This is a genomic window from Novosphingobium sp. HII-3, assembly GCF_002916655.1.
In the GTDB taxonomy this organism is placed as follows: Bacteria; Pseudomonadota; Alphaproteobacteria; order Sphingomonadales; family Sphingomonadaceae; genus Novosphingobium; species Novosphingobium panipatense.
This window is the reverse complement of the sequence record NZ_PPSM01000047.1, coordinates 55264-69151: the sequence shown is the minus strand read 5'-3', so window position 1 is coordinate 69151 and position 13888 is coordinate 55264. Positions and strand designations below refer to the sequence as shown.

The following is a 13888-nucleotide window of genomic DNA, read 5'->3' as shown; positions in this document are numbered from 1 at the left end:
GCCCGGAGCGAAGGAACCTGCCCCATGTTCCGTACCGAAGCTGACAATGAAGCCCGCACCCCTGCTCGGGTGATCCAGCGCATCGACACGTCCCCTCGTTTCACCGAGGCCGACGCGGTGCGTCTCAACCGCCTCTTCCGCGGCACCGACACGAGCGAGATGCTCGAGACGCTGCTTAAGGAACGCATGGCGGGGGATGTGGCGATCGTGTCCAGCTTCGGTGCGGAAAGCGCCGTCCTGCTCCACCTGCTCAGCCGGGTCGACAAGGGCGTGCCGGTGCTGTTCCTCGATACCGGGAAGCACTTCCCGGAAACACTCGCCTACCGCGACCGGCTGGTGGAGCGCCTCGGCCTCACGAACCTCGTGAACCTCACGCCGGACGCGACTGAGATCACGAAGAAGGACGAAAACGGCCTGCGCTGGTCCTGGGACCCGGACGGCTGCTGCGAGATCCGCAAGGTCAAGCCGCTCGCCACGGCGCTGGCGGGCTATGACGCCTCGTTCACCGGCCGCAAGGCGTTCCAGGCGGCGACCCGATCCAGCCTGCCCCGCTTCGAGATTGACACGGCCGACGCGCAGGGACGGCTCAAGATCAACCCGCTGATCGACTGGTCGGCCGAGCGTCTGGCTGCCTACATCGCCGAGCACGACCTGCCGCCGCACCCACTCGTGGCGGAAGGTTATCCCTCGATCGGCTGCATGCCCTGCACCAGCAAGGTCGCGCCTGGCGAGGATCCCCGGTCCGGCCGCTGGAAGGGCTGGGACAAGACGGAGTGCGGCATTCACGTTCCCGGCAAGGACAATGGTCCCGCAAGCGAGTTGCCGCCGGACTTCGATCCGGTTTTCTGACGGCCCAGCAGGCGCGCGCGATCCGCATCCGTGCACATTCCTCACAGTGGCGTTGCAGGAAACGCATCGCTGCCCGGGTAGTGCGTGTCACGAAACGTTTCTATTTTGCACCGCAACATGAATCAATCCTCCCCCACCCGCACGACGCATCCCGCGCTCGTCATCCTTGCGCTCGCGATGGGCGCCTTCGCCATCGGCACGACAGAGTTCGCGGCGATGAGCCTTGTCCCCTTCTTCGCGCGTGATCTCGGCCTGACCGAGCCCGAGGCCGGCCATGCGATCAGCGCCTATGCTCTTGGCGTCGTGGTCGGCGCGCCGGTGATCGCGGTCCTTGCCGCCAAGCTGGAGCGGCGCCTGCTGCTCATCGGACTGATGGCGGTGTTCGCGGTGGGCAACGGCATCTCGGCCCTGGCATCAAGCTATCCGCTGCTGCTGCTGTGCCGCTTCATCAGCGGGCTGCCGCACGGGGCCTACTTCGGCATCGCCGCGCTGGTCGCCGCCTCCCTGGTGCCCGGCAACAAGCGCACGCAGTCGGTGGCGATGGTCATGTCGGGCCTGACGGTGGCGACCATCATCGGCGTTCCCGCCGCCAATTGGCTGGGACAGGCGCTCGGCTGGCGGAGTGGTTTCGCCGTCGTCTCCGGCCTTGCCATCCTCACGATGGCGCTGGTCGCCCTCTTCGCCCCGCACCAGCCGGCCGACGCCGACGCCAGCCCGCTGCGCGAACTGGGCGCGCTGCGCCGTCCGCAGGTGCTGCTCACGCTGCTCACCGGCGCCATCGGCTTCGGCGGCCTGTTCTGCGTCTATACATACGTCGCCTCGACCATGATCGAAGTCACGCACGTATCGGAAAAGTTTGTCCCCGCCGTGCTCGCCGTCTTCGGCGTCGGCATGACCGCAGGCAACCTGTTCTGGGCCTGGATGGCCGACCGCGCGCAAAGCCGCGCCGCCATCAGCGCTCTGCTGTTCAGCGCCGTCTCCCTTGCCCTCTTCTCCGTGATGGCGGGCAACGTGTGGACGCTCTCTCTCGTTGTTCTGCTGATTGGCTTCGGCGGCGGCCTCGGCACGATCCTGCAGACCCGGCTGATGGACGTGGCCGGTGATGCGCAGGCGCTTGCCGCCGCTGCCCACCACAGCGCCTTCAACTTTGCCAATGCCCTCGGGCCCTGGCTCGGCGGCATGGCGATCTCGGCGGGGTTTGGCCTCACCTCGACCGGCTGGATCGGCTCGGGCCTGGCGCTCGGCGGGTTGGCGATCTTCCTGGTGACTCTATCGCTTCACAGGCGCGAGACGCTGCACGCCTGCGCGGCCTGACCGTTCAGGCCTGCAGCCGCCGTTCCAGCAGCATGTGAACGGCTTCGGGCGTCGTCTCGAGTTCGGCGACGAAGTAGTTCTGAACGGGTGCGCCTTCCTCGAAAAGGGGGGCGCCCCGCCCCAGCGTGCGGGACAGCACACGCAGCCAGATGGCATCGGCCTGACCACAGCCCAGCGCCGCACCCATGGCTCCGGCCTCACCAACGACCAGCACCGGCCTGTCGCCCGCCGCGTCCTGCGCGGCGGCGAAGGCAGCGGCATAGTCCGGCATGAAGCGGAAATTGTCTCCGGACGGGGCAGCAGGGGCCGTCTCGCTCACGACGAAGACCGGTGTCCCGGGCGGATAGGCCTCGGCCATCCACCCGACGTCGCCCGGAAGTTCGTAGGAGCGGCGGCTCATCACGATCGCCCCGCAGGCCATCTCGAGCCGACCGGATAGGCCGCTGCCGTCGAGGTCTGCGGTGGAGAGCACATTCCGGCCACCCGCATCGGCCCAAAAGCCATCCAGGCTCGATGCTGCGTCGACGATGAGTCTGCCCATAGATTTCGCTCCGACGACCGTTGGAATCGCGTTCGATCTGGCTGCAGTGGACCCAACACCTGAATTGCGGAGCGGTTTCCCAACTCCGGCAAACAGTTGCCGCAGCGCGACAGCCGCCCTCCGCGCCCTTTGCAGACGCGGGGGCGTGCGGGCACTCTTACCGCAGGGGGAAGCCGGCGTCAGCCGATCATCATGAGGCTCGCGTTACCACCCGCCGCCGTGGTGTTGACGGAGACGGAAACCTCTTCGAGCAGGGATGCGCAATTGGGGCCGATACCATTCCGGTCCCACAGGTGAACCGGCACGATCGGTCCCGGCAGCCGCGCCACCGCCTCGCAGGCCTGGCGCACGGCCTGTGCGTCGCCTTCGACCACGCAGGCGGCATAAGGCGCATCGTCCGCGTGGCGGAGGCGGGCCTCCACCGCTTGTGGCAATCCGGCCGGAAGGTCCGCCGTCTCGACGGTCGCGGTGTTGCCTGTCGCCAGCACCGCCGCGATCTGGCCCAGAAGACCCTCGCGCGTAGCGGGGCGGAGCAGAACGCGCCCACGGGGATGAAGCGCGTAGACGTTGCGCTCACCCACCGGCCCCGGCAGCAGCACTTCGCGGCCCAGCGCGGTGTCCTGGCCCAATCGGCGCGCGAAGGTGGCGGCCGAGGTTTCGCCCTGCGCGTCAAGCCACGCCGCGTAGGCAGTCAATTCCGCAGGCGCATGCTCCGCAGGCGCAAGCACCACCGGCGCCTGCTTCATCAGCCGGCCGAGGTAGAGCGGGCCGCCCGCCTTGGGCCCGGTGCCGGAAAGGCCACGCCCTCCGAACGGCTGCACCCCGACGATGGCGCCGATGGTGTTGCGGTTGACGTAGAGGTTGCCCGCCCTGACCGCCGCCGTCACGCGCGCGACCGTCTCGTCGAGGCGGGTGTGCAGGCCGAAGGTCAGGCCGTATCCCGTGGCGTTGATGCTGTCGATCAGCGCGTCCAGGTCCTTGCGGCGGAACCGCACGACGTGAAGCACGGGCCCGAAGACCTCACGCTCCAGCTGGTCGATGGCGTCGATCTCGATGATCGTGGGTGCCACGAAGGTGCCGTGCTGCGTCTCGGTTCCAAGCGCGGTCTGCTCGACGCGGCAACCCTTCGCGCGCATCGCATCGATGTGGCGCATGATGCCGTCGCGAGCTTCCTGGGTGATGACGGGACCGATATCGACTCTGAGACGGTCGGGCTTGCCCACGCGCAATTCGGCCAGAGCGCCGCGCAGCATGGTAAGCGTGCGATCCGCCACGTCCTCCTGCAGGCACAGCACGCGCAGAGCCGAGCAGCGCTGGCCCGCGCTGTCGAAGGCGGATCCGATGACGTCCGCCACCACCTGCTCCGCCAGCGCGGAACTGTCCACGATCATGGCGTTCTGGCCGCCCGTCTCGGCGATCAGCGGGATCGGGCGCCCATCCGCCGACGTGCGGGCCGCCAGCTGGCGCTGGATAAGGCGGGCGACTTCGGTGGAGCCGGTGAACATCACCGCCGCTGTCTCCGGCGCGGCGACGAGCGCAGCGCCAAGCTCGCCGGGTCCCGGCATGAACTGCAGCGCATCGGCGGGCACGCCGGCTGCGTGGAGGATACGCACGGCCTCGGCTGCGATCAGCGGGGTTTCCTCGGCAGGCTTCGCCAGCACCGGATTGCCCGCGACCAGCGCGGCCGCCACCTGCCCGGTGAAGATCGCCAGCGGGAAGTTCCACGGACTGATGCAGACCACCGGCCCCAGCGCCGCCTGCTCAGGTCCGACCGTCGCGCGCGCCTGCTGCGCGTAGTAGCGCAGGAAGTCGATCGCCTCGCGCACTTCGGCAACGGCGTTGGCCGCGGACTTTCCGGCTTCGCGGATCGCCAGCCCCATCAGCACCCCCATGCGGTCCTGCATGAGATCGGCCGCCCGGTCCAGGAACGCGGCGCGGTCCGCCACCGGCACCCCGCTCCAGTCCGAGACGGCGGCGCGAGCAACGGCCGCGGCGGCCGCTTCGGGCGCAGCCTCGATGACGGTGCCGACGATATCCGCATGATCGGCGGGGTTGCGAACAGGACGCGGCTGGCCTTCGCCGCTTTCCGGGGCCGCGCGCCACTCCGTACCGGCGGACGCGACGAGCGCGTCGGCCAGCCCGGCGAGGGCGATCTCGTCCGTCAGGTCGATGCCGTCCGAATTGCGGCGATCGGGGTACAGGTCGGCAGGCCGGGCGATGAGGTCATGCCGGGCGCCGGGCTGAGGCATCGCGCGCACCACCTCGACCGGGTCGGCCACCATGGATTCCACCGGCACCGCCGGATCGGCGATGCGGTTCACGAACGACGAGTTGGCGCCGTTTTCCAGCAGGCGGCGCACCAGGTACGCCAGCAGCGTCTCGTGCGTGCCGACCGGCGCGTAGATGCGGCAGGGGCGGTCCAGCTTGTCCTTGCCCACGACCTGCGAATAGAGCGCCTCGCCCATGCCATGCAGGCACTGGAACTCGTACTTGCCCACGGCGAAGTTGGGACCGGCAAGGTGGTAGATCGTGGCGAGGGTCTGCGCATTGTGCGTCGCGAACTGGGGGAACACCGCGTCCGGCGCGGCCAGCAACTGGCGGGCGCAGGCTACGTAGGAAACATCGGTGTGGACCTTGCGGGTGTAGACCGGGAAGTCGGCCAGCCCGTCCACCTGCGCCCGCTTGATCTCGGCGTCCCAGTAAGCGCCCTTGACGAGGCGAACCATGATCCGGCGGCCCGCCCGGCGCGCGAGATCGACGATCCAGTCGATCACGAAGGGGCAGCGCTTCCCATAGGCCTGGATCACGAACCCGAGGCCATCCCAGCCTGCCAGTTCCGGATCGAGCGCGAGGTTCTCCAGCAGGTCGAGCGAAAGTTCGAGGCGGTCCGCCTCCTCGGCATCGATGTTGAAGCCGATGTCGTAGCCCTTGGCCATCAGCGCCAGCGCCTTCACGGCGGGGAGCAGTTCGCCCATGACGCGATCGGCCTGAGCGCGGGCGTAGCGGGGGTGCAGCGCGGACAGCTTGATGGAAATCCCCGGGCCCTCGTAGATGCCCTTGCCGCCCGAAGCCTTGCCGATGGCGTGGATGGCGTTTTCGTAATCCGCGTAGTAACGCCGGGCGTCCGCCGCCGTCGTCGCCGCTTCACCCAGCATGTCGTAGCTGTAGCGGAAGCCCTTGCCCTCCAGCTCGCGGGCGCGCTTCACGGCTTCGTCGATGGTTTCGCCGGTGACGAACTGTTCACCCATCATGCGCATGGCCAGATCGACGCCGCGCCGGATGACGGGCTCACCGGCGCGCGCGATCAGCCGCGTGAGCGCCGCGCCCAAGCCCTTGTCGTCCACCGAACCGACCAGTTTGCCGGTAACCACGAGGCCCCAGGTCGCGGCGTTGACGAACAGGGACTTGCCGCCGCCCAGATGCCCGCTCCAGTCCCCGTCCGCGATCTTGTCACGGATCAACGCGTCACGGGTGGCGTCGTCGGGGATGCGCAGAAGCGCTTCGGCAAGGCACATGAGGGCGACGCCCTCCTGGCTGGACAGCGCGTATTCCTGCACCAGTCCTTCGACGCCGGTTCCCTTGTGATTGGCGCGCAGCGTCGTGACGAGCGCGGTGGCAGTCCGGCGCACCGCCGCGCGGGTCGGCTCGTCAAGCGTGGCCCTGTCCAGCAGCGGTGCAAGGCACTCGGCTTCATCCCGGCGGCGCGCATCGGCGATGGCAAGGCGCAGCGGGGTCATTGCACGGAGGGCGGGGGCGAACTGGGAAAAAGGAGCGGTCATGTTTCGAGCCGTAACCGATTCACGCTTGGCGATCCGACTTTTCAATCGCATGTAGCGATGGGCTTAGACTTATTTTCCATGATGCATCAGGCAAATTGAATGGCGAAACGCCCTCAGACGGTCGAAATGGATGACCTGGACCGTAAGATCATTGCAATTCTGCGCACCGACGGCCGCATCACCGTGACGGATCTCGCCAAAGCCGTCGGGATGTCCAAGACTCCGTGCCAGGTGCGGTTGCGACGGCTGACGGAAGCCGGGGTGATCCGCGGCTTTCGCGCGGTGGTGGATCCCGCCAGCCTCGGCCTCGATCATGTCGCCTTCGCCGAGGTGAAGCTGTCCGACACCCGCGAGGTGGCGCTGACCGAGTTCAACCGGGCGGTGCGCCGCATTCCCGAGGTGGAGGAATGCCACATGATCGCCAGTAGCTTCGACTACCTGCTCAAGGTCCGCACCGCCGATATCCGGCGCTATCGCGAAGTGCTGGGCGAAAAGATCTCCAGCCTCCCCCATGTCTCCAGCACGTCGACCTTTGTGGCGATGGAGACCGTTAAGGACGCGAGCAGTTGAAGCGGCTCGTTCCCACGCGGCTTCATTGACAACTGTAACCATTTAGGTTAGTTGCACACTATCCGTGGATCCTGCGGCCGCAGGTGAGACGGTGTTTCGGGTCGGCGTCGTGGGCAGCACGCGAGCGTACAAGCCGTGGTCCACGCCCACAGCGTCCTCCCGGAGCGGTTCACAGGAAAGGCGCCTTGCCGTCTTCTCCCACCAAGCCCCGTGCAATCGGCGCGTCGCCTGCGAGGCGGCGGCTTCCCACGGGGAGGACCGGCACTCGCGTCCTGCGAGCCCGCGCCGCCGGTCCGGACCGCTCCGTTCCAGGGCCGAACCGGGCTGTGCTGACTCTCCCCGGTCGTTCGCACGCGAAGGTCTCCCTCCTCGCGTTCCAGCAGGGACGCCCCGACGCCGACCCGATGTTATCCGGTCCTGCGCGGTCCTCCTTCCGGCGTTACCCCGCACTCGCCAGCGGGCGATGAAGCATGCCCCCGGGGCAGAGACGCCGACGAAGGGTCACGCGCGCGTGCCGGTCACCTTGGCCGAGCCGAACATCCCCATCTTGCACTTGCCGGAAACCGCGTCGCCCTCGAACAGAAGGTCGTACTTCAGCGTGATCTTCATCGGCTTCTCGACCTTCATCTCGAACCTGAGCTGGCTGCCCGCAAGGGTGCCCCCTGAGAATTCCTGACGGCCTTCCGGCGCTTCGAGGTAACCCGAGACGGTGGCACCGACCGTGTCGAAGTGGCCGACCATCTCCTGCGGTCCCATCGGCGTCTTGAGCACCATGGCCCAGTCACCGTCGATGGATGAAGACGCCACCGGCGCCGCCTCGACAAGCGGTGCCTCCTCCACGATCGGCGCAGCGGACTTTGCCTCTGCGGCCGGAGCACGGGTGCCAGAAACGTCGCGCTGCTCGATCACGTCGAGGATGCGTGCAGGCGTCAGCGGCAGGACCAGTTCCTCGATCTCGCCGAACGGGCTGAGGGCATCGGCAATGGCGTTCACCAGCGTCGGCGGGCCAATGATGCAGCCGCCCTCCCCCACTCCACGCATGCCGCCGATGGTCTGGGATGGCGTGCTGGCGTGCAGGTATTCGAAATCCGGCACGTCCGAGATCGTCGGCATGAGGTAGTCCTTGAACGTCGCCGCCAGCGGGTTGCCGCGCGCGTCGTAGGGCATGTCCTCCAGCAGCACCTGCCCGATCGCCTGCGCCAGTCCGCCGGCGATCTGTCCCTCCACGACGCCGGGATTGATGACGGTGCCGCAGTCCTCCGCGCTGATCCAGCGCAGGATCTTCACGAAGCCGGTTTCCGCGTCGACCTCGACGATGCAGCAGTGCGCCGCGCTCGTCATGGTCATCGGCGGCGGCTGGTAGCGGTACTGCGCCTCAAGCCCGGTTGGCGCGCCTTCGGGAAGGCGGCCGGGCTCGCCATAAGCGATCTCCGCAATTTCACGCAGGGAGCGGGACATTTCCGGCGCCCCGGCAACGTGAACGATCCCGCCCTCGATGGTGATCGCCTCCACGCTTGCGTTGGTAAGGTGCGCCGCAACCTGCTTCACCTTCTCCGACAGCAACTGCGCTGCACGCCAGGTGGCGCCGCCGGCGATAACCCCCTGCCGGCTGCCGGCGGCGCCCGGGCCGAAAGCGCCGATCGCGCTATCGCCCTCGTAAACGGCCACATCCTCGTACGCGACTCCCAACTGCTCGGCGATGACCTGCGCCATCGTCGTCGCCGTGCCGTGCCCCTGTGAGTGCGTGGACAGCATTGCCACGACCTTTCCGGTCGGCTCGACCCGCAGGTGAACCGTCTCTCCTGTCATCGGCGCCATGGAGCCGGCCGCGCCGGTGGGCTCGACATACGTGGCGACGCCGATGCCGAGATAGCGCCCCGCCTTGCGCGCCTCGGCCTGTTCGCGCCGAAAGGCGGCGAAATCGACGTTGGCGACCAGCTTCTCCAGACACTCGCCCGGGGTGATATCCTCAACCGGCACACCCAGCGTGGAGGTATGCGGCTGGTCCGTCAGGTAAAGGAGATTGCGGCGGCGAAGCTCCACGGGATCGATCCCGATGCGCCGCGCCGCCTTGTCCAGGAGCGTTTCACGCACCAGCGATTCCATCGCCCACGGCCCGCGATAGGCGCCCAGCCCCATGGTGTTGGTGTACCAGCCGCGCGTGACGAACCCGTAGGCGGGCATCTTGTAGCAGGGCCACATGAACATGTGCACGGCCACGTTCGCGTCCTCGCCCATGGGCCAGGCGCCATTGTTGCAGGCATAGTCGCACCACGCCGCCTGCAGCCGCGCATCGCCATCGAAGCCCACGGTCAGCGTCACGTCCTGCTCCCGCGCGTGGGACGAGGCGGTCAGGGCCTCGAACCGGTCCTCGATCCACTTGACGGGGCGGCGCAGGAGCTTGGCGGCGGCGATCACCGCCATCTCCTCCTTCCAGGGAATGTTCTTGAGACCGAAGCCGCCGCCCACGTCCTTCGCGATGACGCGGATCGCCTCCTGCGGCAGGCCCATGACCTGCGCGATATAGCGGGCGGCAAGGTGCGGGCTCTGGCAGCCGAGCCAGACGGTCATCTCGTTCTCGCCCTCGGGTGAGGCAAGACAGGCGCGCGTTTCCATCGGCGACTGTGCGATACGCTGGTGGCGCACGCGCATCGTCACCACATGGGCTGCGCCGTCCAGCAGCGGCTGCACCGCCTCGCGCGAATCCTCGTCACCCATTTCGGCCGCGATGTTGTCGTCGCGGTCGGGGTGAACCAGCGGCCCGGTCCTGGCGTCGGCAATGGTGACGACCGGCGTTTCCTCCTCGATCGCCACTTCGACGAGCGCGGCCGCGTCCTCGGCCTGAGCCCGGCTTTCGGCGATGACCATCGCGACGGGATCCCCCACGCAGGCGACCCGGCCGTCGGCAAGAAGCGTCACAGGCGCTTCGGCGGGCGTGAAGAAGAAGGTCTGGAACGTCACCGGCACGGCAGCGAGATCGGCCTGCGTGTAGACCGCCTGGACGCCGGGCATGTCACGCGCCGCCGCCGTGTCGATGCCGAGGATCCGGCCGCGCGCGACGGCGGAACGCACAAAGGCGACGTGGAGCATACCCGGCACCCGCACGTCGTCGGTGAACTGACCCCGCCCCGTCAGGAGACGGCCATACTCCTTGCGCGGAGTGCGCTCCCCCACGTAGCGGGCCGCGCCCACGCTCTTCATGTGGACGTTCATGCCGAGACCCCGGCCAACTGGCGGATGGCACGGCGGATCCCCTGATAGCCGGTGCAGCGGCAGATGTGACCGGACATCGCCTGCGTCAGACCCTCCTCCATCGCGCCGCTGTCGGCCCCCTCGTTGTCGCGGGTGACGGCGGCCATCGTGATGGCGACGCCCGGCGTGCAGAAACCGCACTGCAGCCCGAAGTTGTCCCTAAGCGCCTGCTGCACCGGATGCAGCGTGCCGTCCGCCTGCGCCAGCCCTTCGACCGTAGTGACCGCCGCGCCGTCAGCCTGCACCGCCAGCGTGAGGCAGGAACGCATGGCATCGCCGTCCACCATGACGGTGCAGGCCCCGCAGACGCCATGCTCGCAGGCAAGGTGCGTTCCGGTGTACCCCAGGGTGTCGCGCAGGAACTCGCCGAGGCTCGTTCGCGCCTCCACGCGCGCGATGTGGCGGTTGCCGTTGACGGTCAGTTCGATGCGGTGCTCGCTCATGCGGCGCTCCTGAGGTCCAGCGTCTCTGAAAGGGCGCGTGCGAACACCCGCTGCCCGACCGTGCGGCGGTACTCGGCACTGGCGTGGTGATCGTCGAACGGCGCGGTGTCAGCGACGGCGGCCCGCGCGATCGCGTGCGGATCGATCCGCGCGCGTTCTGCGCCGAGCAGGGCCGCTTCCGCCTGGCGCGCCCGGACCGGGGTCGGTCCCATGCCGAACCAGGCGATACCGGCGCGGGAAATGGCTCCACCCTCGAGCGCAAGAGCGCCCACCAAACCCACCAGCGCGAAATCCCCGGGGCGCTGCGCCACTTCGCGGAACAGCACGAGATGCCCTTGCGGCCAATCGGGATAGACAATGCCGGTCACAAGTTCGTCCGGCTCGAGCACGGTCATGTACGGGCCGACGTAGAAGGCATCGGCCGGCACCTGCCGGGTGCCCCGCACCGAGGCGATCTCGATCGAGGCGCCCAACGCCACCGCCGTTGCGGGCATTTCGGCCGCTGGTTCGCCCAGGGCGATCGATCCTCCGATCGTTCCCCTGTTGCGCGTCTGGTGATGGCCGACATGGCCCAGCGCCCTCGTGAAGGCGGGCAGGTGCCGTGCCAGGGTCTCGTCACGCAGAGCGTCGGCCTGGCGGGTCGCCGGGCCGACGCGGATGCCGCCCTCGACCCGCGCCACGCCCTTCAGTGCGGCGATCCCGTTGATGTCGACAAGGATGAAGGGCTGGCTCATGCGCAGGTTCAGCAGCGGCATCAGAGTCTGCCCGCCCGCGATTACCGTGGCTCCGCCGCCCGCCTCGTCAAGGATGCGGCAGGCTTCGGCTACGCTCGAGGGACGCACGTAGTCGAAGGGGGCGGGCTTCATGTGCCGCATCCCCGCCGCCCGGCTTCGTAAGCCGCAGCCGCCGTCACCACCAGCAGCACCAACACCACCAGCGTCGCCGTCGTTCCGACGAGCGCCAGCATGTACCCCGCGACGAGCGCCAGAACGACCGCGGCCACCCAGCCCCACAAAACCAGAGGCGCCGGGGCCGCAGGATGGACACCCTGCGCCACGCCCGGAGGCGCGTTGAAGGTGAGCGGAGATGCCCCCGCTGCCGGGGCGGGTTCCGGCGTGACGTTCTGTGCAACACCCTCGCCGCCGACGACTTCGCCGAACCGGCTGAAGAACTTCACCGCAAGATTTCTGGCGGTCGCATCGATGATCGGGCCGCCCAGCTGCGCCATGCGGCCGCCCACTTCCGCATCGACATCGTAGGCGACCAGCGTGGCGCCGCCGTCGAGATCGGACAGGCGCACCTTTGCCCCGCCTTTCGCGGACCCGGCGATCCCCCCGTTGCCTGAGCCCGTGATCGTGTAGCCATTGGGCGCATCGATTTCCGAAAGAGCGACGTTGCCCTTGAAGCGTGCGCCGATGGGGCCGATCTTCACCTCGGCAATGGCGGCGAACCCGTCTTCGCCGTTCCTGTCGAGCGACTGGCAGCCGGGGATGCATCGGGCCAGCACCTCCGGATCGTTCAGCGCCTCCCACACCCTGTGCCTAGGCGCGGCGATCCTCTGCTCGCCCGTCATCTGCATTCGCGCATCTCCCCACAGTCTTTATGGCCGCGATTGAACGCCCGGATCGCGGCCGATGCAAGAGAATATGAGAACCAGTGGCTCTTATCAGCATGAAACGCCTTGGCGATGCCGTGGCTCATGGGCTTGATCCGCCGGAGCCCGCGCCTCTAGCTCCCCGCCTGCTGCATGCTTCTGCGTAGGCGTGCCGCCAGCCAGAGGAGAGAGCATGAGCACCGGAACCGTCGTTATCACGGGTGCCGCGGGGGGGATGGGCCGTCCCGCCGCGCAGCGTTTCGCAGCCCAGGGCCGCCCTCTCCTGCTTTGCGACCTTGACGCGGCGCGGCTCGAAGCCCTGGCGGAGGAACTGCGGCCCCACGCGGGCAAAGTTCGAATCCTTGCCGCCGACATCGCGTCTCCGGACTTCCCGCAGGATCTGATCGGCGCGTTGACGGGGGAACCGATCGCGGCGCTGATTCACACCGCCGGGCTTTCGCCGACGATGAGCGACGGACCACGGATCTTTGCGGTCAATTACGAGGCGACGAACCGCCTCGTCGCCGCCGTGCTCCCTCACTTCGCGAACGGTGGCTGCGCCGTGCTGATCTCCTCCGTGTCGGCATACATGCTGGGCGACCCTGCTCTCCTCGGCGCGATCCGAACTTTCGTGATGACCGGCGAACGGGAGGGGATCGCCTCCTTCATGGACCACCCCGGCATGGCCTACGCGGTATCCAAGCGCGCCGTCATCGGCATCGTCGAACGCGAAGCGCCGGCGTATGGCGCGCAGGGGCTGCGCATCGTCTCCATCGCGCCCGGCTTCATCGACACGGCCATGGGCCGCGCCGAAGCCGAAGCGAACGAGCAACTGCGCACGATGATCGGCAAGGTTCCGCAGCAGCGCATGGGGCACGGGGACGAAATCGCCTCGGTCGCCGAGTTCCTCTGTTCACCGGCGGCCTCGTACATCAGCGGTTGCGACATCCGCGTCGATGGCGGCATCATCGGCCTGCTCTCAACCCATGGAGCGCAGGCATGACTGACCTCGAAGCGACCGTCGCTTACCTCAAGGACCGGCAGGACATCCTCGACTGCATCGTGCGCGAGTGCCGGGCGCGTGATCGGCAGGACGCCGCGCAGATCGCCTCCTGCTGGTGGGAAGACGGCGTCGACGAACACGGCGCCGTGGTCACTGTCGCCCCGGACTATCCGGAGCGCGCCAACGCCGGACATCGCGGGGCCTTCCAGGCTACCAGCCACAACATAACGAACCACTTGTGCGAGATCGACGGCACTGTCGCCAACTGCGAGACCTACGTGGTGGGTGGTCTGTTTTGGAAAGATTCGCAGAAGACCTCGATCGCCTTTGGCCGCTATCTCGACCGGCTGGAGAAGCGCGGCGGCGAATGGCGCATCGTGGTCCGTCGCTGCACCATCGAGATGACCGCCGATGCCGATCCAGGCTGGGTCTTCTCCGACGCCATCAAGGGCTTCCTCAAGCACCAGTGGAGCCGCGAAGATCCGTCCTACGAACGCCCGATCACCTGGAAGCCAAGGGAAGAGGGTCTGCGCTGGTAGGCGA

Annotated in this window: 11 protein-coding genes; 5 read left to right on the top strand and 6 right to left on the bottom strand. The window is 68.0% G+C overall.

Annotated elements, in window-relative coordinates; genetic code table 11:
• Positions 1–24 precede the first annotated feature (24 nt).
• Positions 25–849: a phosphoadenylyl-sulfate reductase gene (locus C2R25_RS15470; RefSeq protein WP_103730058.1), complete on the top strand. Its 825-nt coding sequence runs from the start codon at positions 25–27 to the stop codon at positions 847–849.
• A gap of 117 nt (positions 850–966) precedes the next feature.
• Positions 967–2163 carry an MFS transporter gene (locus C2R25_RS15465; RefSeq protein WP_103730057.1) on the top strand — a complete coding sequence of 399 codons (1197 nt, stop codon included), beginning with the start codon at positions 967–969 and terminating at the stop codon, positions 2161–2163.
• Positions 2164–2167: 4 nt separating this feature from the next.
• On the opposite strand, the gene C2R25_RS15460 is transcribed toward C2R25_RS15465, so the two are convergent.
• Positions 2168–2704 (bottom strand): dihydrofolate reductase family protein, encoded by a 537-nt coding sequence (locus C2R25_RS15460; protein ID WP_103730056.1) that lies wholly within the window; start codon positions 2702–2704, stop codon positions 2168–2170.
• A gap of 179 nt (positions 2705–2883) precedes the next feature.
• Positions 2884–6483 carry a trifunctional transcriptional regulator/proline dehydrogenase/L-glutamate gamma-semialdehyde dehydrogenase gene (putA, locus tag C2R25_RS15455; protein ID WP_233204058.1) on the bottom strand — a complete coding sequence of 1200 codons (3600 nt, stop codon included), beginning with the start codon at positions 6481–6483 and terminating at the stop codon, positions 2884–2886.
• Between the two features lie 99 nt (positions 6484–6582).
• Between putA and C2R25_RS15450 the strand changes: the two genes are divergently transcribed.
• The gene (locus C2R25_RS15450) at positions 6583–7053 is read left to right on the top strand and encodes an Lrp/AsnC family transcriptional regulator (RefSeq protein ID WP_103730054.1); all 471 of its coding nucleotides are present in this window, start codon (positions 6583–6585) and stop codon (positions 7051–7053) included.
• 501 nt (positions 7054–7554) lie between these two features.
• On the opposite strand, the gene C2R25_RS15445 is transcribed toward C2R25_RS15450, so the two are convergent.
• The 4 genes from C2R25_RS15445 to C2R25_RS15430 are packed head-to-tail and all read right to left on the bottom strand — an operon-like array spanning position 7555 to position 12327.
• Complete coding sequence (locus C2R25_RS15445) at positions 7555–10266, bottom strand: xanthine dehydrogenase family protein molybdopterin-binding subunit (RefSeq protein WP_103730053.1); 2712 nt, start codon at positions 10264–10266, stop codon at positions 7555–7557.
• Positions 10263–10748: a (2Fe-2S)-binding protein gene (locus C2R25_RS15440; protein WP_103730052.1), complete on the bottom strand. Its 486-nt coding sequence runs from the start codon at positions 10746–10748 to the stop codon at positions 10263–10265. Before C2R25_RS15440 ends, C2R25_RS15445 begins: the two co-directional genes overlap by 4 nt.
• Positions 10745–11614, bottom strand: coding sequence for a xanthine dehydrogenase family protein subunit M (locus C2R25_RS15435; RefSeq protein WP_103730051.1), 870 nt, complete (start codon positions 11612–11614; stop codon positions 10745–10747). The genes C2R25_RS15440 and C2R25_RS15435 overlap by 4 nt, the downstream gene beginning before the upstream one ends.
• Positions 11611–12327 carry a CoxG family protein gene (locus tag C2R25_RS15430; RefSeq protein ID WP_103730050.1) on the bottom strand — a complete coding sequence of 239 codons (717 nt, stop codon included), beginning with the start codon at positions 12325–12327 and terminating at the stop codon, positions 11611–11613. The genes C2R25_RS15435 and C2R25_RS15430 overlap by 4 nt, the downstream gene beginning before the upstream one ends.
• Positions 12328–12535: 208 nt before the next feature.
• Between C2R25_RS15430 and C2R25_RS15425 the strand changes: the two genes are divergently transcribed.
• Positions 12536–13345 carry an SDR family NAD(P)-dependent oxidoreductase gene (locus C2R25_RS15425; protein ID WP_103730049.1) on the top strand — a complete coding sequence of 270 codons (810 nt, stop codon included), beginning with the start codon at positions 12536–12538 and terminating at the stop codon, positions 13343–13345.
• Positions 13342–13884, top strand: a complete 543-nt coding sequence (locus C2R25_RS15420) for a nuclear transport factor 2 family protein (protein ID WP_103730048.1) — start codon at positions 13342–13344, stop codon at positions 13882–13884. The genes C2R25_RS15425 and C2R25_RS15420 overlap by 4 nt, the downstream gene beginning before the upstream one ends.
• Positions 13885–13888 lie beyond the last annotated feature (4 nt).